The following is a 19380-nucleotide window of genomic DNA, read 5'->3' as shown; positions in this document are numbered from 1 at the left end:
GGTGCGCGATGCGGCTATCGGTTGGTCGAGGCGGTCATCGAGCGATAGAAGGACGGCGTCAGTCCGGCCTCGGCGCGGGCAATGTCGTTGAACGGCGCCTTCAGTGGTCCACGGAAATTGGCGCGCACCAGCGCCTGGAAAGTCGCCGCCGGGTCCTTCTTCTCTCGGGCGCAGAGAAACCGGAACCATTTGGCGCCGACGGCGACGTGGCCCTTTTCGTCCTCATAGATAACATCGAGCACCGCGGCACTCTCGAAGTCGCCGGTTTCGCGCATCTTCGCCTGCAGCGCCGGCGTCACGTCGAGACCGCGCGCTTCGAGAATGAGCGGCACCACGGCAAGGCGCGCCGTGAGGTCATTGCGGGTATCGTGCGCCGCCTGCCAGAGCCCGTCATGGGCAGGCAGGTCGCCATAGTCCGCACCGAGATCGTTCAGTCGCTGGCGGACCAGCCGGAAGTGCTTGGCCTCTTCGAAGGCCACACGCATCCAGCCGTCGAAGAAGGAATTGGGCACCGGCTCCGTGGCAAAGCGGGCAACGATATCGAGGGCAAGGTCGACGGCGTTCAACTCGATATGGGCGATCGAGTGCAGCAAGGCGATGCGCCCCTTGAGGGAGCCGAGCGATCGCCTTTTCACCTGCGTCGGCGGGGTCAGCACCGGCTTGTCGGGCCGCCCGGGGCGAACCGGCACGGGTCGGTCGAGCGGCGAGCGCAGCGACAGGGTGCGGCGCTGCCAGCGCCTGGCCGCCTCCTGCGCGAGCGCCGTCTTGACCTCGAGGTCCGCCGCGCGAATCGCTTCGACGGCACCGCCTCGCAGGCTGTGAAACGCGGGCAATTCGGTCATGGCTTTCCGCAGAGGGCCTGTGCCGCGGCCAGGACCTCCTGGGCATGGCCATCGACCTTCACCTTTTCCCATACCCTGACGACAACGCCGTCGGCGCCGATCAGGAAAGTGCTGCGTTCGACGCCCATGTATTTCCTGCCGTACATCATCTTCTCGACCCAGACGCCGTAGGCGTTCACGACCGCCTTTTCCTCGTCGGCGGCGAGCGTCACCGTGAGGTTGTGCTTCTTGGCGAAGCGATCGTGCTTCTTCACCGAATCAGGCGAGAGCCCGATCAGCGTGATGCCGGCCGCGGCAAATTCGTCGGCAAGCTCGGAAAACGAGATCGCTTCCAACGTGCAAGCCTGGGTGTCGTCCTTCGGATAGAAGAAGAGCACCACGGGGCGACCGCGAAAGGCCGAAAGCGAGATCGTACCGCCGCCATCACGCGGCAACGTGAAGTCGGGAGCGACATCTCCGGGAGCGGGTCTTGCCATGATTAAACCTTCCTTCTGCCAAGTTTTGCAGACAATCGGACGCTACTGCATGCTGACCTGGCCGTCGCCGATCGATGGGCAAAACATGCGGTAACTCAAGCGCTGCAGCGAGCTTTACACGTCTCGCAAAGACTTGCGGCGCTTAAGGGCATATCGAAAATCGTCGACTGCCGTCCAGCGCATTTGTGCTAGATTCGACAGCTTTCGGACGGCACAGGCCGCTACGAAACATTGCTGTCGCCCGCACGCGCAATTCCCGTTGCAGGTGGTGGCTTTCCACAGCAACTCCCGGGTCGCTTGGTGACTCGGTACGACGATATGTGGTCTACAAGAAGCGAGAAACGGCCGTCCCAAAGCATCAGCAAAAGGGGACGGCGAACAAGCTCGTATCGAACGGAGGACGTCCGCGCTGATGAGTGAGATCCGCGGCGAAAAAGTCGGCTTTCGCAAGAAAGACATCGTCGCGCTGCATGCGTTGCCCTCGGCGCAGGCTCTCGATCCCATTATCGTGCACGCACCGCGCAAGAGCTCTCCCTTGCGTCTCTGCGCCAAGATTGTCCTGTCGATATCGCTGCTTGCCTTCATCCTGGGCGCGATCCTCGTAACCGTGATCGAAAGCGGTATGATGGACAGCACGCTGAACGCGCGTGCCCGGACCGCCCTCAATGCCGCGCTCGGGAGCGCCTACCGCGCCGACGTCGGCAGCACGGTGGTGCGCATGACGGCAAGCGGCGCGATTGCGCTCAAGGCGCGGGAGGTAGCTCTCAGCGAAACGGCAACCGGCCAACCCGTCGCAAAGCTTCGTTCGATCTCGATCGCACTCGACCCGCTGTCACTGATGACGGGCCATATCGCCGTTTCCCGCCTGGAAGCGGAAGGTGGCGATTTCGATACCGGCCTGCTTCCACGCGGCGAGCCGCTCGATCTCACCAAGATCCGCATCGCCGATGTCGGTGATGCTCTCGAGGCCCTGTTTTCCCATGTCGACCGCATGTCGCGGATGGCGGCCGGGAGAGGCAGCCAGACCGTAACGCTCTCCGACTTCAGCTTCTCCGTCGTCGGCGCGCGCAATCGCGTCGTTCCGGTCGTCGCCTCCGCGCTCGAATTCAACCGTGACGCAAGCGGCTCCATGAGCGTGCAGGGCAGCGCCATCGTCGATGGCGTCACGGTCGATATCAAAGCCGATGCGCTTGGCCAAAGTGGGCACGTGACGGGCTTCGAGGCGGCGATCACCAACCTGCCGCTCGCGCCGTTCTTCTATCACGGCAAGTCGGGTGCGGAGCAGGCCTTTGGCATCGACGCAGCCGCAGGACTGACGCTGAAGGCGACACGGGCAGCCGGGGAGGCGAAGCCGGATCTGCGCGTAGCGGTGCGTACCTCCAAGGGTGCATTCCACGCTGGCGGCCTCGTCTCGACACTCAATCCGTCGCAAATGGACATCGCCTATGATTTCGAGCGCGCCTCGGTCGAGATCCTGCCGTCGGTGGTCAAGATCGGTCGTTCGACCTTTCCGTTTACCGGCGCCGTCATCGACCTCGACAAACTTGCCGGCGGCACGGACAAGGGCTTCGCTATCGATCTGCTTCTAAAGAACGCCAGCACGGCTCCGGAAGATGTCGCCGAGCAGCCGCTGATCTTCGATGCCAAGGCAAGCGGCCGGTTCACTTCGGACAGCCACCGGCTGATCTTCGACCAGCTCGCGGTGTCGAGCCCGCTCGGCTCGATGTACGGTTCGCTTTCGGTCGCTTTCGGCAAGACCTCGCCGCGGGTCAGCTTTGCCGCCGTCAGCGATCGCATGGAGGCGACGGCGGTCAAGCAATTGTGGCCGTGGTGGATCGCGAAGGGCGCTCGCCGCTGGGCGATCGGCAACCTCTTCGGCGGTATCGTCACCAATGCGCGCATCGAAGTGTCGGTTGCCGAAGGACGGATTGCCAATAACGAAGGGGAGTTGAAGCTCAACGAGCAGGAGCTCAACATCAACTTCGACATCGACGACACCCGTATCAACATAACCGGCGAGATACCGCCGCTGCGCGACACTTCCGGCAAGTTCAAGCTGAGCGGCCAGCGCATGACGGTTCAAGTGGGGAAGGGCACCGCCTATTTCCCGTCGGGACGGTCCGTGGCGCTCAACGGCGGCGACTTCATCCTTCCCGACGTATACACGAAGCCGCTGATGGCGGAGATGAAGATCGAGGTTGGAGGTGCCGCGGATGCGATCGCCGAGCTCGTCACCTACAAGCCGATCCAGGCATTGCAAAAGACATCGTTGCTGCCCGAGGACTTCAGCGGTCCTCTCACCGCCCTTGTCGGCGCGCGCTTCGGCCTGATCTCGGACCAGCATCCGCCCAAGCCGCTGTGGCAGGTGGAGATGCAATTGGACAAGGTCAGCGTCAACAGGGCGTTCTACGGCCGGCCCGTTTCCGACCTCGTCGGGACGTTCCGGGTCGATAACCAGCAGGCCGTGCTCGATGCCGACGCGCGCCTGGAGGGTGCGAAGGTCAGCATCGCCTTGACGGAGCCGGTCGACAGCGATTCGAAGGTCAAACGCTCGCGTCAGATTTCGGGCATCCTGGACCAAGATGTCTGGCAGAAGCTGGCGCCGGGCCTGGCGAAGATCGTGTCCGGGCCGATCAGCGCCGACGTGACGATTGGCGATCAGGATCGTGTAGAGGCGAAGATCGGGCTCGCAAAGGCCGCTCTGTCCCTGCCATGGATCGGCTGGAGCAAGGGAGCGGGGATCCCGGCGGAAGCACGATTCACGGCGAGCAAATCCGATGAGACCGTTGTCATCGACGATTTTGCCGTCGCGGGAGACGGCTTCGGGGCACGGGGTGGCCTGCAGGTGGATGGCGGCGGACTGGTCTCCGCCCGCCTCGACAACGTCCGTCTGGCCCAGGGCGACGATTTCAGGGTCTCGGTCGACCGCCGCAAGGGTGGCTATACGGCGACGCTCAGCGGCGCGGCGGCGGACATCAGACCGATTCTTGCGCAGATGAAGGCGGGAAGCGACCAGAGCCGGGGCGGAGGCGACGACATCACGATCAAGGCCCAGCTCGATCGCGTCACCGGCTTCAATGGCGAGGCGCTGTCGAATGTGAACCTGGTCTACGCAGAGCGCGGCAGCCAGATCGAGGATGTCAACCTTTCGGCGGTTACCGGTAGCGGCCAGGCGCTCGTCGCCCGGCTCACCAAGGCCGGCGCCGACAACACGCTCGAGCTGACTGCAGGCGACGCCGGCGCGCTGGCGCGCTTCGCCGACATCTACCAGAACATGCGCGGCGGCTTGCTCAATCTGAAACTGCGTGATCGTGGGGGACGTTCCTGGCGCGGCAGCGTCGACATCCGCAAATTCCAGCTCGTCGGCGAGCAACGGCTGCAATCGATGGTGTCGACGCCGACGGGCGCCGATGGGCGGAGCCTCAACCAGGCCGTTCGCCGCGACATCGACGTGAGTTCGGCGCGATTCGAGCGCGGCTTTGCCCAGCTCGCCCTCGACCGCGGCGCGATCCGCGTCGATGGCGGCGTGTTGCGCGGTACCGACGTCGGCGCGACGTTCCAGGGAACGGTGCGCGACACCAACGGCATCATGGACATGACCGGCACCTTCATGCCGGCCTACGGCTTGAACCGCATCTTCGGCGAACTGCCGCTGATCGGCGTTTTGCTCGGCAATGGCCGCGACCGTGGCCTGCTCGGTATCACCTTCAAGCTCAACGGTCCCTTCAATCAGCCGAAGTTGACGATCAACCCCCTGTCGATCATCGCGCCGGGCGTCTTCCGCAGCATCTTCGAGTTCCAATGAAAAAGGCCGGCGCACTGCATGTTCCTTAAATCGTCGCCGATTTAAGGACAAAACATGCAGCACTTCAAAGTGCTACAGCGACCTTTGCGCGTCTTACAAAGACGCGCGGCGCTGTAGGGCCGGCCTCTTGAATCGATTGCTGAGAATGTAGGCTCAGGCCGGGCGCACGAGGATGTGCTTCTTCTTGCCGAGCGACAGCTTGACGACATTGTCGGCGGTCACGTCGCCGGTGCCGATCACGCGGCGCTCATCGCTGACAGCCTCGTCGTTGATCTTGACGGCGCCGCCCTGCACATGGCGACGCGCCTCGCCATTGGACGCAGCGAGGCCGGCGCGCACGATCAGCGTCAGCAGGCCCAGGCCCGCCTCCAGCTCAGCGGTCGGGATCTCGACCGAAGGCAGGTTCTCGGCCAGCGCACCTTCCTCGAAGGTCTTGCGGGCGGTCTCCGCCGCCTGCTCGGCGGCCGGGCGGCCGTGCAGCATGGCGGTGATTTCCGTCGCCAGGATCTTCTTGACCTCGTTGATCTCCGCGCCGCCGAGCTTCGAAAGCCGCTCGATCTCTGCCATCGGCAGGGTCGTGTAGAGCTTCAGGAAGCGGGTGACGTCGGCATCTTCGGTGTTGCGCCAGTACTGCCAGAAGTCATAGGCCGACAGCATATCCGGGTTCAGCCAGATCGCGCCGTTGACCGATTTGCCCATCTTGGCGCCCGACGACGTCGTCAGCAGCGGCGAGGTCAGCGCATAAAGCTGCTCAGTGCCCATGCGGTGGCCGAGGTCGATGCCGTTGACGATGTTGCCCCACTGGTCCGAGCCGCCCATCTGCAAGCGGCAGCCGGTGCGCTTGTACAGCTCGACGAAGTCATAGGCCTGCAGGATCATGTAGTTGAACTCGAGGAACGACAGCGACTGTTCGCGATCGAGCCGCATCTTGACGCTGTCGAAGGACAGCATGCGGTTGACCGAGAAGTGGCGGCCGACGTCGCGCAGGAATTCGAGGTAGTTGATGCCGAGCAGCCAGTCGGCATTGTTGATCATCAACGCGTCCTTCGGGCCTTCGCCATAGGTCAGGTAGTTGGAGAAGACCGTCTTGATGCTGGCGATGTTGGCTTCAATCGTCGCCGGCGTCATCAGTTGCCGCGCCTCGTCCTTGAAGGACGGGTCGCCGACCATGCCGGTGCCGCCGCCCATCAGCGAGATCGGGCGATGGCCGGTCGCCTGCATCCAGTGCAGCATCATGATCTGGATGAGACCGCCGGCGTGAAGGCTCGGTGCGGTCGGGTCGAAGCCGATATAGGCCGTCACGGTTTCCTTCCGGAACAGTTCATCCAGGCCAGACTCGTCGGAGATCTGGTGGATGAAGCCACGCTCGCTGAGGGTGTGAAGGAAATCGGACTTGAAACCGGACATAATCTGTCTCTCTTGCGGGGAAGTTTTTGAACGAACGGGCGTTTAGCACTGTTTCCGCGCATAATCACTCCAAAAGTGATTCTGGAAACGTTGACGGCATGGCACAGACAAGAACGGCAATCGGCCTGATGAGCGGCACGAGCATGGACGGCATCGATGTCGCGCTGCTCAAGACCGATGGCGACGCCATCGTCGAGCGGGGCCCCTCTGCTGGCTTTGCCTATGACGCCCGCTTTCGCGACCGGCTGAAGCAGGGGTTGGTCGATGCGAAAGCGATCACGCAGCGGGACCAGAGACCCGGCGCGCTGCCGGAGCTTGAGCGCGACCTGACGCTGCGGCATGCCGAAGCGGTCAAAACCTTCCTGCAGCAAAACAACCTGTCGCCGGCGGATATCGACGTGATCGGCTTCCACGGTCAAACCGTTCTGCATCGCCCTGACGAGGCCCTGACGGTGCAGATCGGTGACGGCCCGCTGCTTGCGCGCGAAACCGGTATCGACGTCGTCTACGACATGCGCGCCAACGACATGGTGCATGGCGGGCAGGGTGCGCCGCTCATCCCCGCCTATCACGCCGCTCTGGTGCGTGGCGCCGCCGGCCTTTCGGCGCCGGTCGTCTTCGTCAACATCGGCGGCATCTCCAACCTGACCTTCATCGGCGCCGGCGAGACGCTCGTCGCCTATGACAGCGGCCCGGGCAACACGCTGATCGATCAATGGGTGGAAGCCCATGCCGGCATTCCCTTCGACCAGGGCGGCATGGTCGCGAGCGAAGGGACCGTTCTTCCCGATCTTGCAGAGCGCTATCTCGCCAATCCGTTTTTCACCGCGAAACAGCGCCGCTCGCTCGACCGAAACGATTTCGTGCCGCCGGCGGGAAGCGACGCCGGCCTCGCCGACGGCGCCCGCACGCTTGCCCATGTGACCGCGGCGGCCATCCTCAAGTCGGCCGGACACCTGCCGCAGCGGCCATCCACCTACATCGTCTGCGGCGGAGGCCGCCTCAATCCGGTGATCATGCGCGACCTCGCAGCGCTCGCCGAGGCGGAGGGCGCTACGGTTCTGCCGGCGGAGGACGCCGGCTTCAATGGTGATTCCATGGAGGCAGAGGCCTGGGCGTACCTTGCCGTACGCTCGCTGCAGGGCCTGCCGCTGACCTATCCGGGAACGACCGGTGTCCGCCGGCCGGTCACAGGTGGAAAACAAGCCGCCAGACCTCTTCGCGGAGAGGCCCGAAACAGTGTATAGGCTATCCACCGAACGGATTAATCAAATTTTCGCATCGGCCAATTAGCATCGGCAACCGCTACCGTCGGAGGTGGCGAAAGGCGGCTTGCCCCGCAATACGAAGGTTTCGGGTTCTTCGATGGGTGGTGCGATTTCTCTGCTGGCTGTGAACTTCATCATCGCGCAGATTTTCACGGTCGCATTCCTCACCATTGCTGTGAAGAGCCGTCAGCGTCCCGCGGCATTGTGGTGTGCGGCCGGTTTTGTCGTCGCCTCGCTTTCGGCCGTTTGTGAAGCGATCGTTCCTTTCTCGTCCACGCCACGGCTCTTCGCCATCGGTGCCTTCGCGTCTGTGCTCGGCGGCCTCTGTCTGCTGCGTTTTGGTCTCGGCCGCTTTTATGAGGTTCCGGTGCGCTGGACCGTGCTTTGCGCGTGTTTCCTCGCCGGCGTCGCGCTGGACGTGGCAATCTACGACCTGCCGCGCGGCACCTGGCAGCACGCGATCCCCTACCAGATGCCCTTCTTTCTGATCCAGGCGTGGACCGCATCCGTGGTAATCCGCTCGGGACGCCGCTCCTTTTTCGACCGGGTGCTCTTCGGGCTGTTGGCTTTGTCCGCGGCCTACTATCTCGTGAAGATCTATGCCGCCGTTGCCGCCGGCTCGGGCGCCACCGCCCAGGATTATGTCTCGAGCCCTTTTGCGCTCATTTCCCAGGCGCTTGGTGCGATGCTGATCGTCGGGGCAGGCCTGGCCATGCTCGGCGTCATGGTCAAGGACATCGTCGACGACGCGCAGGCCCGCTCGGAAATCGATCTTCTTTCGGGACTCTACAATCGTCGCGGCTTCATGGACCGCGTCATACCGCTCCTGCATGCACGCGACACCCAGATGCCGGGCACGCTGATCCTCGCCGACCTCGATCGCTTCAAGCTAGTCAACGACACCTACGGCCACCTTGCTGGCGACGAGGTGATCCGCCGTTTCGCGCGGGTGCTGAAGGACGTCATGCCGAACCGTGCCGTGGCCGGTCGCCTCGGCGGTGAGGAGTTCGCGGTGTTTCTGCCCTGTACGGAGCTGTCGGAAGCGCGTGTCGTCGCCCATGGCATGCGCGCCGCCATCATGTCCCAGCAGATTGCCGGCCTGCCGGAAGCGGCGCGCGTGACGGCAAGCTTCGGCGTCACCGCCGCCGGTAGCGGCGAGGCTCTGGATCCCGTGATGCAGCGCGCCGACAAGGCGCTGTACGCGGCCAAGGCAAACGGACGCAACCGGGTCGAATGCGGCGAGACGCCGGGCACGGTCGTCAATCCGTCCGTGCCGCAGTGGGTCGGCCGCCCGCAAAGCTGATCTGAAACGAAAAGAGCCGCGCAATCCGAAGAACGCGCGGCTCTTTTGTTCAATTCATGAAACGATCAGCGAATGCGCTTGGCGGCCGGTTCCGGCGTCAACTCGCCATTCAGGCGACGGTCGAGGTAATCCTCGCATTCCGACATCAGGTTTTCGACCTGGCCGTTGAAGAAGTGGTTGGCGCCGGGAACGGTGCGGTGGGTGATGAGAATGCCCTTCTGGGCTTTAAGCTTCTCGACGAGACCGTTCACGTCCTTCTCCGGCGCGACCTTGTCGGAATCGCCGTTGATGATCAGGCCGGACGACGGGCAGGGCGCCAGGAACGAGAAGTCGTAGATGTTCGGCTGCGGTGCCACGGCCATGAAGCCCTCGATTTCCGGACGGCGCATCAGGAGCTGCATGCCGATCCAGGCGCCGAAGGAGTAGCCGGCAACCCAGCAGCTCTTCGAATCCGGATGCAGGCTCTGCACCCAGTCGAGCGCGGACGCCGCATCCGACAGTTCGCCGGCGCCATGGTCGAACTCACCCTGGCTGCGGCCTATGCCACGGAAGTTGAAACGGAGCGTGGTGAAGCCGCGCTTCTGGAACATATAGAAGAGCTGGTAGACGATCTGGTTGTTCATCGTGCCGCCGAACTGCGGGTGCGGGTGCAGGATGATGGCGATCGGCGCGCTCTTTTGCTTCGAAGGCTGATAGCGGCCTTCGAGGCGGCCAGCGGGTCCGTTGAAGATAATTTCGGGCATTGGCTCTCCGGGAGTGTTCCTGGTTCGAATCTTGGTTTCAGATCGCGATCAGTCTTGACGAAAGCAGTCAGCTTTTCTAAAACCTAGTTTAGAACCGTTCAAAACTTCTGTGCGGGCATTCCGCCTTGTGCTTCGTCTCATAAGGCAAGCGACGCGGAAAATTCAAGGAAAATGCATCGCCAGAGGTTGCCGGGTCGCAGCCTGTTGTTCTAGCGAAGGAAATCATGTCGGGTTCGCGCATCTACATGGACTGGAACGCCACGGCGCCGCTTCTGACCGAAGCGCGCGAGGCCTGCCTGTCGGCGCTCGACCTCGTCGGCAACCCTTCTTCCGTCCACGGCGAAGGCCGGGCGCTGCGCACGCTGATCGAAAACGCCCGCCGCGATGTGGCCGCCCTTTGCGGGGCAAAAGCGGCAAGCGTCATCTTCACCAGCGGCGCGACGGAAGCGGCCAACCTGGTGCTGACGCCCGATTTCCGCATGGGCCGCACACCGCTCAAGATCGGCCGGCTCTATGCTTCGGCGATCGAACATCCGGCAGTGCGCGAAGGCGGACGCTTTTCTCACGACGCCGTTTGCGAAATCCCGGTGACGCCTGCCGGCATCGTCGATCTCCAGGCGCTTCGTGAGCTGTTGACGGCACATGACCGCCAGCTCGGTCTGCCGATGGTTGCCGTCATGCTGGTCAACAACGAGACCGGCATCATCCAGCCGATCGCCGAGATCGCCGAGATCGTTCGCGCCAATGGTGGTATACTTGTCGTCGACGCGGTGCAGGCCGCCGGCCGGTTGCCGCTTGCGATCGAAGAGCTGGGCGCCGATTTCCTCATTCTCTCCTCGCACAAGATCGGTGGCCCGAAGGGCGCCGGCGCGCTGGTGGCGCGCGGCGAGGTGATGATGCCCGCACCACTGATCCGCGGCGGTGGTCAGGAAAAGGGGCACCGTTCCGGCACCGAAAATTCGGTGGCGATTGCCGGCTTTGCCGCAGCCGCCCGGAAGGTCGGCGAAGGTGTCGGCCAACGGATGAGCATGATTGCCGCGTTGCGCGACAAGCTTGAAAACGCGATGCTGGCGGCGGCTGCCGATGTGGTCATTCACGGCCGTGACGTTTCGCGTGTTGGCAACACGACATTCTTCACGCTTCCTGGCCTGAAGGCGGAAACGGGGCAGATCGCCTTCGACCTTGAAGGCGTCGCGCTTTCGGCCGGATCGGCATGTTCGTCCGGCAAGGTGGGGCAAAGCCACGTGCTGACGGCGATGGGCTACGATCCACGCCAGGGCGCGCTCAGAATTTCGATCGGCGAGCTGACGACGGCGGCTGAAATCGAACGTTGCGCCGCCGCTTTCGCAAAGGTAGCAGCAAGACGCCGGGCGCCGGGACGGGCGGCCTGAAGCGGGATGATGGGATGAAATTGCGGAAAAGCAATTTTCCGCTTGGCAAACAGGGTGAAAAGCGCCTTTTAGCCATTACATAAGCGGTGCGCCACGTTCGCATCGTGTTGACAAGCTGCCGGACCTTGGATCCGGCAAGATTGGAGAACGACATGCCTGCCGTGCAGGAAACCATTGATCAGGTCCGTCAGATCGACGTCGACCAGTACAAATACGGGTTCGAGACGCATATCGAAGTCGAGAAGGCGCCGAAGGGCCTTTCGGAAGACATCATTCGCTTCATTTCGGCGAAGAAGAATGAGCCGGAATGGATGCTCGAGTGGCGTCTTGGCGCCTATCGCCGTTGGCTGACGCTCGAAGAGCCGACCTGGGCCCGTGTCAGCTATCCGAAGATCGACTTCAACGAGATCTACTACTATGCCGCGCCGAAGGGCACGGCGGGTCCGAAGTCGCTCGACGAGGTCGATCCCGAAATCCTCAAGGTCTACGAGAAGCTCGGCATTCCGCTGAAGGAACAGGAAATCCTCGCGGGCGTCGAGAAGTCGAAGATCGCCGTCGACGCCGTCTTCGACAGCGTCTCGGTCGTCACCACCTTCAAGGAAGAGCTGAAGAAGGCCGGCGTGATCTTCATGTCGATCTCGGAGGCGATCCGCGAACATCCCGAGCTCGTGCAGAAGTATCTCGGCTCCGTCGTTCCGACGACCGATAACTACTATGCGACGCTGAACTCCGCGGTCTTCACCGACGGTTCCTTCGTCTATGTGCCGAAGGGCGTGCGTTGCCCGATGGAGCTCTCGACCTACTTCCGCATCAACGAGAAGAACACCGGCCAGTTCGAGCGCACGCTGATCATCGCCGACGAGGGCGCCTATGTGTCCTATCTCGAAGGCTGCACCGCGCCGCAGCGCGACGAGAACCAGCTTCACGCCGCCGTCGTCGAGCTCGTCGCGCTCGATGATGCCGAGATCAAGTATTCGACGGTGCAGAACTGGTATCCGGGCGACAAGGACGGCAAGGGCGGCATCTACAACTTCGTCACCAAGCGTGGCGATTGCCGCGGCAAGAACTCCAAGATCTCCTGGACGCAGGTCGAAACCGGTTCGGCGATCACCTGGAAATATCCGTCCTGCATCCTGCGCGGCGACAATTCGCGCGGCGAGTTCTATTCGATCGCGGTCTCGAACGGCCACCAGCAGATCGACTCGGGCACCAAGATGATCCACCTCGGCAAGAACACGTCGAGCCGCATTATCTCCAAGGGTATCGCTGCCGGCGTCTCGGAAAACACCTATCGCGGCCAGGTTTCGGCCCACCGCAAGGCCGAGAACGCCCGCAACTTCACCCAGTGCGACTCCTTGTTGATCGGCGACAAGTGCGGCGCGCACACCGTGCCCTATATCGAGGCGAAGAACTCGACGGCACAGTTCGAGCACGAGGCGACCACGTCGAAGATTTCCGAGGACCAGCTGTTCTACTGCCTGCAGCGCGGGATTCCGGAGGAAGCGGCGATCGCGCTGATCGTCAACGGCTTCGTCAAGGAAGTGATCCAGGAGCTGCCGATGGAATTCGCCGTCGAAGCGCAGAAGCTGATCGGCATCTCGCTCGAAGGCTCGGTCGGCTAAGGCCTTGAACTGAATATTGAATGGCGCGCATCGCGTTTGCGCGCGAACAGACATTCGCTTCCCAAGAGGACGATAGAAATGCTTGAAATCAAGAACCTGCACGCCCGTATCGCCGAAGACGGCACCGAAATCATCCGTGGCCTGAACCTGACCGTGAAGGCCGGCGAAGTTGCCGCCATCATGGGCCCGAACGGCTCCGGCAAGTCGACGCTTTCCTATATCCTCTCGGGCCGCGAAGACTACGAAGTCACCGAAGGCGACATCCTCTATAACGGCGAGAGCATCCTCGAGCTCGACGCTTCCGAGCGTGCGGCCAAGGGCATCTTCCTCGCCTTCCAGTATCCGGTCGAAATCCCCGGCGTTGCCACCATGCAGTTCCTCAAGGTGGCGATGAACGAGCAGCGCAAGTATCGCGGCGAAGACGAACTGACGACGCCGGAATTCATGCGCCGCGTCAAGGAAGCCGCAGCGGAACTGAAGATCGCGCCGGAAATGCTGCGTCGTCCGCTGAACGTCGGCTTCTCGGGTGGCGAAAAGAAGCGCGCCGAGATCCTGCAGATGTCGCTGCTTGAGCCGAAGCTGTGCGTGCTCGACGAAACCGACTCCGGCCTCGACATTGACGCGCTGAAGGTCGTCGCCGACGGCGTCAATGCGCTGCGTTCACCGGACCGCGCCGTCGTGGTCATCACCCACTACCAGCGCCTGCTCGACTATATCGTTCCCGACACCGTGCACGTGCTCTACAAGGGCCAGGTCATCAAGTCGGGCGACAAGACGCTGGCGCACGAACTCGAAGCCAACGGCTACGCGGACATCATCGGGGCCGCGGCCTGACGCCTGTTGAAGGAGTGTTCGAATGAATATGCAACAGGCAATCAAGATGACGGCCGCCGAAACGGCGCTTGTCGATGCCTATACGACGCAGATCGGCGATCTGCCGGGTGATGGCTCGGTGCTCTCGGTGCGCGACACGCTGGTGCACGAACTCAGGACCGCCGGCCTGCCGACCCGCCGGGTCGAATCCTGGCACTATACCGACCTGCGGACGTTGCTGCGTGCCGTGCCGGACGCGGATCCGACGGCCTTTGCCGACCGCGTTGACGCGCTGGTTCCGGGCTCGACCGTGCTTTCCGTCCGCAACGGCGGCGCCGAGGTCAAGGGCAGCCTGCCTGAAGGTGTGATCGTCCGTTCCTACGTCGACAGCCTGCTCGACGGTTCGGCGGCAGCCGGCCTCGCCGTGCTCGGCTTTGACGACGCGATCGGCCGCATCAATGGCGGCCTCGTTCGCGGCGGTCTCGAAATCGACGTCGCCGCTGAAACGGCACTCGAAGATCCGCTGGAAATCCAGCTGGTGCAGAGCCTGGGCCAGGCGCACACGCGCTTCCCGGTGACCTTCGGGGCGGGTGTCACGGCAACGGTGATCGAACGGCATCTTTCAACTGATGACGCCGAAAGCTTCGTCTCGTCGGTCAGCGACGTGACGCTTGCCGAAGATGCCGATGTCATCTGGATCATCCTGCAGCAGCAGGGCGCTGCCGATACCCATCTCGGCCAGATCCGCTTCGACCTCGGCAAGAACGCCAAGTTGCATCTCTTCGTGATCAATGCCGGCGGCAAGCTGGTGCGCCAGGAGATCCACGGCAAGACGAGCGGCGAGGGCGCGGATTTCAAGCTGCGCGGCATCAACCTGCTTGGCGGCGAAAGCCACACGGACGTGACCTTCACGCTCGGCCACAACGTGCCGCACACGACCTCGACCGAGATCATCCGCAACGTCGTCTTCGATCGCGCCAAGGGCGTTTTCCAGGGCAAGATCCTGGTGGCCAAGGACGCCCAGAAGACGGACGCGAGGATGGCGTGCAACACGCTGCTCCTCTCCGACGATGCCGACCTGTCGGCAAAGCCGGAGCTGGAGATCTTCGCGGACGACGTTCAGTGCGGTCACGGCGCGACGGTTGCCGACATCGACCACACCCAGCTCTTCTACATGCTGGCGCGCGGCATTCCGGAGAACAAGGCACGGGCGATGCTCGTCAACGCCTTCGTCGCCGAGATCGTCGAAGAGCTGGAAGACCACGAAGCGGTGGTCGAGGCACTCGAAGGCGTCATTTCGACCTGGCTCGACAAGCACGCCTGAGCGTGCTCCTGCGTAATTCCTTAATTCGGCATCGATTTGGGGATAAATTATGCAGCAGTTCAACAAGTTACAGCGGCCTGGCGCGTCCTGGAAGGCGCACGGCGCTGTAGGGCAATTGGATTGAAAGACATGGAACACTCTGTACCGGTGCCCGCCTACGACGTCGAAGCGATCCGCAAGGATTTCCCGATCCTGTCGCGAACCGTCTACGGCAAGCCGCTTGTCTATCTCGACAACGGCGCATCGGCGCAGAAACCGCAGGCGGTGATCGACGCGGTGGCCCATGCCTATGCCAACGAATATGCCAATGTCCATCGTGGCCTGCATTTCCTGTCGAACGCGGCGACGGAAGCCTATGAGGCAGCGCGCGAGAAAGTGCGTCGCTTCCTGAACGCCCCTTCGCCCGACAACATTATCTTCACCAAATCCTCGACGGAAGCGATCAACACCGTCGCCTATGGCTACGGCATGCCAAAGCTCGGCGAGGGCGACGAGATCGTGCTGTCGATCATGGAGCACCACTCCAACATCGTTCCCTGGCACTTCATCCGCGAGCGACAGGGCGCCAAGCTCGTCTGGGCGCCGGTGGACGATGACGGCGCGTTCCACGTCGAAGATTTCGTCAAGTGCCTGACAGACCGCACCAGGCTCATCGCTATCACCCATATGTCGAATGCGCTTGGCACCGTGGTTCCGATCAAGGAGATCTGCAGAATTGCCCGTGAGCGCGGCATTCCGGTTCTGGTCGACGGCAGCCAGGGCGCCGTTCACATGCCGGTCGATGTCCAGGACATCGATTGCGACTGGTACGTGATGACCGGCCACAAGCTCTACGGTCCCTCCGGCGTCGGCGTGCTCTACGGCAAGATGGACCGGTTGAAGGAGATGCGGCCGTTCCTCGGCGGCGGCGAGATGATCGAGGTGGTGACCGAGGATTACGTCACCTACAACGATCCGCCGCATCGCTTCGAGGCCGGAACGCCGCCGATCGTCCAGGCGATCGGCCTCGGATACGCGCTGGACTACATGGACAAGCTCGGCCGCGCAGCGATCCAGGCGCATGAGGCTGACCTGACCGCCTATGCGCGCGAGCGTCTTTCGGCCGTCAATTCACTGCGGGTCTTCGGCGATGCGCCTGGTAAGGGCAGCATCTTTGCCTTCGAGATCGAAGGCATCCATTCGCACGACGTGTCGATGGTGATCGACCGCGCAGGCGTCGCCGTTCGCGCCGGCACCCATTGCGCCCAGCCGCTCTTGAAACGCTTCGGTGTCACCTCCACATGCCGTGCATCTTTCGGCCTCTATAATACAAGGGCCGAAGTGGACGCACTGGCGGACGCGCTGGAGCATGCGCGCAAGTTCTTCGCCTAAGAAATTGCTAAAAGGTTCAAAGAGTTCCAGGATTTTTTTGAACCAAAAAAGAAAACCCAGGAGGCCTGTATGAGCCTTGATGCTACGGAAGAAAAGGTCGATGTTCGCGAGGGCATCGTGCATTCGGCAATCCCGGCCGAGGAACTGGCGCGTCTCAGCGACGATATCATCGCCGCACTGAAGACCGTCTACGATCCGGAAATTCCGGCCGATATCTTCGAGCTCGGCCTCGTCTACAAGATCGACATCGAAGATGACCGCATGGTCAAGATCGACATGACGCTGACCGCGCCGGGCTGCCCCGTGGCCGGCGAAATGCCGGGCTGGGTCGAGAATGCGGTCGGTGCGGTCGAGGGCGTATCGGGCGTCGAAGTCTCGATGACCTTCGATCCGCCGTGGACACCGGACCGCATGTCCGAGGAGGCACAGGTCGCGGTCGGCTGGTACTGAGCCGTCCACCGCGTATTGATCCGTCAAGGCACGGATACTACATTGGATTCTGTAAGGCGCCGGGCCTTTACCCCGGTGACGACAAGGAGAATGAGCCCATGGGCTTTGCCGTTATGAGCCTGACCGATGCTGCCGCCGACCGCGTCCGTTCGATTGTCGAAGGCGCCGGCGCCGATGCCAAGGGCATTCGCGTCAGCATCAAGAAGGGCGGTTGCGCCGGCATGGAGTATGCCGTCGATCTGGTGACCGAGCCCAATGCGAAGGACGACATGATCGAACATCAGGGCGCCAGGGTCTGGGTCGCGCCAGAGGCCGTGCTCTACCTGCTCGGCACACAGATGGATTTCGAAGTCACGGCGCTGCGTTCCGGCTTCACCTTCAACAACCCGAACCAGACGTCCGCCTGCGGCTGCGGCGAATCGGTCGAGCTGAAGCCCGCCGACCTCGCGGCACTCGCCGCTCGCGGTGATGCCGTGGTGCGCGCCAACTAATTTTCTCTGTTCCTTCAAACGGATAGGTCGGCCCGGTTTTCGCCGGGCCTTTTTTCTGCTGAGATGCGCTGACATGGAACAGGGGATCGGGCATGGCGGCGTTCAATGAGGATCTCGTCTTCAAGGCGCTCTACGAGGCCTTTCCCGATCCCGTGATCATCATCGACGCCGAGCGGATTATCCGCTCCGCAAACAATGCCGCCCTTCGCCAGTTCGGTTATCCCGCCGAAGAGTTCATCGACCGCTCGGTGCGGCTGATCTACGCCAGCGACAAGGAATATGAGAAGCGCCTGCGGAATCGCGCGGCCCGCGTCGATGAAACCGCCGCCCGGACGTCGAACTATCTCTATGTCAGGCGCGACGGATCAACCTTTTCCGGCCACCTTCGCACGACGCCGCTGCTCGACGACCAGGGCGAGGAACTGGCGCTCATCGGCATCATCCGCGATGTTTCGGATCTGACGGAGGCTATGGGCGAGCGGCAGAAGGCTTCCGACATGCTCAATGCAGCACTGGAAGCGATGCCCGAGGGCTTTGCCATCTTCGACCGGCAGGAGCGGCTGGTCGTCTACAACAGGGCCTATCAGGCCATCTGCGGGCCGGCAGGAGCCGCACTGAAGCCCGGTATCACCGCCGAAGAGATCCTCCTTCTGGGGCGACAGGGCGGCCACTATCCCGATGCCTTGCCGGGCACCCGCGAGGGCGACGAGTGGATCGCCTCGCGCCTGCGCGATTTCCGTCACCCCGATGGTCGTCCCAAAATCTACCGCTATGCCGAAGATCGCTGGCTGCGCGTGGAGAACATCAAGGCGAAGGATGGCAATACCGTCGTCGCGCGCGTCGACGTCACCGATCTCAAGCGCGCCGAACTGGCGCTCGAGCGCCAGCGACAGGAACTCGAGCACAAGAACGAGGCGCTCGATCAATTCACGGCTACGGTGTCTCACGATCTGAAGGCGCCGCTCAGACACATCTCCATGTTCTCGGAAATGATCGAGGACGATCTGGCGGCAGGAGACCAGGCCGAACTCGCCGAGAATGCGCGTCATCTGCGCGACAGCGTGAAGCGGATGAACAGGGTGATCGACAGCCTGCTCGACTATGCGCAGATCGCGCACCGGATCAGCCATTGGACGAAGGTGCGACTGGCGGACGTCGTTTCCGAGACGCTGACGATGCTTGCCAGCGACGTGCAGGAGGCGCAGGCAACCTTCGAGGTCGGCGAGTTGCCGGAGGTGGACGGGGATCCGGAACTGCTCCGCCGCCTGGTCCAGAACCTGATCGGCAATGCGATCAAGTATCGGCACGCCGACCGCCAACCGGTGATCCGCATTCAGGGCGGCGTCGCCGACCAGATCGTCGAGCTGGTGGTCGAGGACAACGGCATCGGCATCGACCCGCGCTTTTCGACACGGATCTTCGAGGTGTTCCAGCGGCTGCACAAGGATGAATCCGTCTATGGCGGCACGGGGATCGGTCTGGCTCTTGCCAAACGCATAGCCGAAAGTCACGACGGCTCGATCCGACTTGACACCACCTTCCGCGAAGGCGCACGTTTCATCGTGCTTCTTCCGAGGCGGCTACGGAAGGCAAACTAGGGCGGAACAGGTGGTCTCGACGCCAAAGCGACTGCTCTTGGTCGAGGACGACGCGCACGACGCGCGCTTCGTGATGCGTGCCTTCGCGCAGGTGGACGAGACGATCGATCTGGTGCTGGCGGCGGATGCAGACCAAGCGATCGGTGAGCTTGCTCATGCCCATTTCGACTATGTGCTCCTGGATATCAAGTTGCCCGGCAGCGACGGTATCGAGCTTCTGCGGCGTATCCGCAGGGGACAGGCGACCGTCCTTATTCCCGTCATCGTGCTGACGTCGTCCAGCAATCCGGCCGACGTGCTCCATTGCTATCGCGCCGGTGCCAATGCCTATGTGGCCAAGCCTGCCTCGGTCGCCGGCTACCGGCACTTTGCCGAAGCCTTCGTGCGCTTCTGGATTGAAAACTCCATCCCGCCTCCCGGAATGAGCTCGCGTCGGTAAGTGCGCGGTCCGCAAGGACGCCGCGGATGAACGCTTC

Annotated in this window: 16 protein-coding genes; 12 read left to right on the top strand and 4 right to left on the bottom strand. The window is 62.7% G+C overall.

The features are described 5' to 3' along the window. Nucleotides 1–14 precede the first annotated feature (14 nt). Nucleotides 15–842, bottom strand: coding sequence for a ferritin-like domain-containing protein (locus BHMPCIPO_RS10010; protein WP_173516589.1), 828 nt, complete (start codon nucleotides 840–842; stop codon nucleotides 15–17). Beyond that, a complete protein-coding gene (locus BHMPCIPO_RS10005; RefSeq protein WP_173516588.1) occupies nucleotides 839–1318 on the bottom strand; it encodes a peroxiredoxin in 480 nt (159 codons plus the stop codon). Before BHMPCIPO_RS10005 ends, BHMPCIPO_RS10010 begins: the two co-directional genes overlap by 4 nt. 412 nt (nucleotides 1319–1730) lie before the next feature. On the opposite strand from BHMPCIPO_RS10005, the gene BHMPCIPO_RS10000 reads away from it, so the two are divergent. Continuing rightward, a complete protein-coding gene (locus BHMPCIPO_RS10000; RefSeq protein WP_173516587.1) occupies nucleotides 1731–5123 on the top strand; it encodes a YhdP family protein in 3393 nt (1130 codons plus the stop codon). A 153-nt stretch (nucleotides 5124–5276) separates the two neighbouring features. Here the strand turns inward: BHMPCIPO_RS10000 and tyrS are convergent, their stop codons facing one another. Next, entirely contained in the window at nucleotides 5277–6530 is a 1254-nt protein-coding gene (tyrS, locus tag BHMPCIPO_RS09995; RefSeq protein ID WP_173516586.1) for a tyrosine--tRNA ligase, read from the bottom strand. Nucleotides 6531–6628: 98 nt separating this feature from the next. On the opposite strand from tyrS, the gene BHMPCIPO_RS09990 reads away from it, so the two are divergent. Both BHMPCIPO_RS09990 and BHMPCIPO_RS09985 read left to right on the top strand, forming a co-directional pair. After that, entirely contained in the window at nucleotides 6629–7777 is a 1149-nt protein-coding gene (locus BHMPCIPO_RS09990; protein ID WP_173516585.1) for an anhydro-N-acetylmuramic acid kinase, read from the top strand. A 118-nt stretch (nucleotides 7778–7895) separates the two neighbouring features. Next, complete coding sequence (locus BHMPCIPO_RS09985) at nucleotides 7896–9101, top strand: GGDEF domain-containing protein (protein ID WP_173518135.1); 1206 nt, start codon at nucleotides 7896–7898, stop codon at nucleotides 9099–9101. A 65-nt stretch (nucleotides 9102–9166) separates the two neighbouring features. Here the strand turns inward: BHMPCIPO_RS09985 and BHMPCIPO_RS09980 are convergent, their stop codons facing one another. Continuing rightward, nucleotides 9167–9844 (bottom strand): alpha/beta hydrolase, encoded by a 678-nt coding sequence (locus BHMPCIPO_RS09980; protein ID WP_173516584.1) that lies wholly within the window; start codon nucleotides 9842–9844, stop codon nucleotides 9167–9169. Between the two features lie 224 nt (nucleotides 9845–10068). On the opposite strand from BHMPCIPO_RS09980, the gene BHMPCIPO_RS09975 reads away from it, so the two are divergent. The 9 genes from BHMPCIPO_RS09975 (at nucleotide 10069) to BHMPCIPO_RS09935 (ending at nucleotide 19343) form a co-directional block, all read left to right on the top strand. Beyond that, nucleotides 10069–11235 carry a cysteine desulfurase family protein gene (locus BHMPCIPO_RS09975; protein WP_173516583.1) on the top strand — a complete coding sequence of 389 codons (1167 nt, stop codon included), beginning with the start codon at nucleotides 10069–10071 and terminating at the stop codon, nucleotides 11233–11235. A gap of 152 nt (nucleotides 11236–11387) precedes the next feature. Continuing rightward, nucleotides 11388–12857, top strand: a complete 1470-nt coding sequence (gene sufB, locus BHMPCIPO_RS09970) for a Fe-S cluster assembly protein SufB (RefSeq protein ID WP_173516582.1) — start codon at nucleotides 11388–11390, stop codon at nucleotides 12855–12857. Between the two features lie 78 nt (nucleotides 12858–12935). Further along, the gene (gene sufC, locus BHMPCIPO_RS09965) at nucleotides 12936–13691 is read left to right on the top strand and encodes a Fe-S cluster assembly ATPase SufC (RefSeq protein ID WP_173516581.1); all 756 of its coding nucleotides are present in this window, start codon (nucleotides 12936–12938) and stop codon (nucleotides 13689–13691) included. Nucleotides 13692–13713: 22 nt separating this feature from the next. Further along, the gene (gene sufD / locus BHMPCIPO_RS09960; protein WP_173516580.1) at nucleotides 13714–14994 is read left to right on the top strand and encodes a Fe-S cluster assembly protein SufD; all 1281 of its coding nucleotides are present in this window, start codon (nucleotides 13714–13716) and stop codon (nucleotides 14992–14994) included. A gap of 129 nt (nucleotides 14995–15123) precedes the next feature. Next, nucleotides 15124–16365 carry a cysteine desulfurase gene (locus BHMPCIPO_RS09955; RefSeq protein ID WP_173516579.1) on the top strand — a complete coding sequence of 414 codons (1242 nt, stop codon included), beginning with the start codon at nucleotides 15124–15126 and terminating at the stop codon, nucleotides 16363–16365. 69 nt (nucleotides 16366–16434) lie between these two features. Further along, a complete protein-coding gene (locus tag BHMPCIPO_RS09950; RefSeq protein ID WP_173516578.1) occupies nucleotides 16435–16815 on the top strand; it encodes an SUF system Fe-S cluster assembly protein in 381 nt (126 codons plus the stop codon). Nucleotides 16816–16913: 98 nt separating this feature from the next. Further along, nucleotides 16914–17306, top strand: a complete 393-nt coding sequence (gene sufA, locus BHMPCIPO_RS09945; RefSeq protein ID WP_173516577.1) for a Fe-S cluster assembly scaffold SufA — start codon at nucleotides 16914–16916, stop codon at nucleotides 17304–17306. A gap of 92 nt (nucleotides 17307–17398) precedes the next feature. Further along, the gene (locus tag BHMPCIPO_RS09940) at nucleotides 17399–18904 is read left to right on the top strand and encodes a sensor histidine kinase (RefSeq protein ID WP_173516576.1); all 1506 of its coding nucleotides are present in this window, start codon (nucleotides 17399–17401) and stop codon (nucleotides 18902–18904) included. A 10-nt stretch (nucleotides 18905–18914) separates the two neighbouring features. Next, a complete protein-coding gene (locus BHMPCIPO_RS09935) occupies nucleotides 18915–19343 on the top strand; it encodes a response regulator (protein ID WP_173516575.1) in 429 nt (142 codons plus the stop codon). Nucleotides 19344–19380 lie beyond the last annotated feature (37 nt).

Source organism: Ensifer sesbaniae (genome assembly GCF_013283665.1).
Lineage (GTDB): Bacteria > Pseudomonadota > Alphaproteobacteria > Rhizobiales > Rhizobiaceae > Ensifer > Ensifer sesbaniae.
Note: the sequence above shows the minus strand (reverse complement) of the source record. Positions and strands in the feature narration are given on the sequence as shown.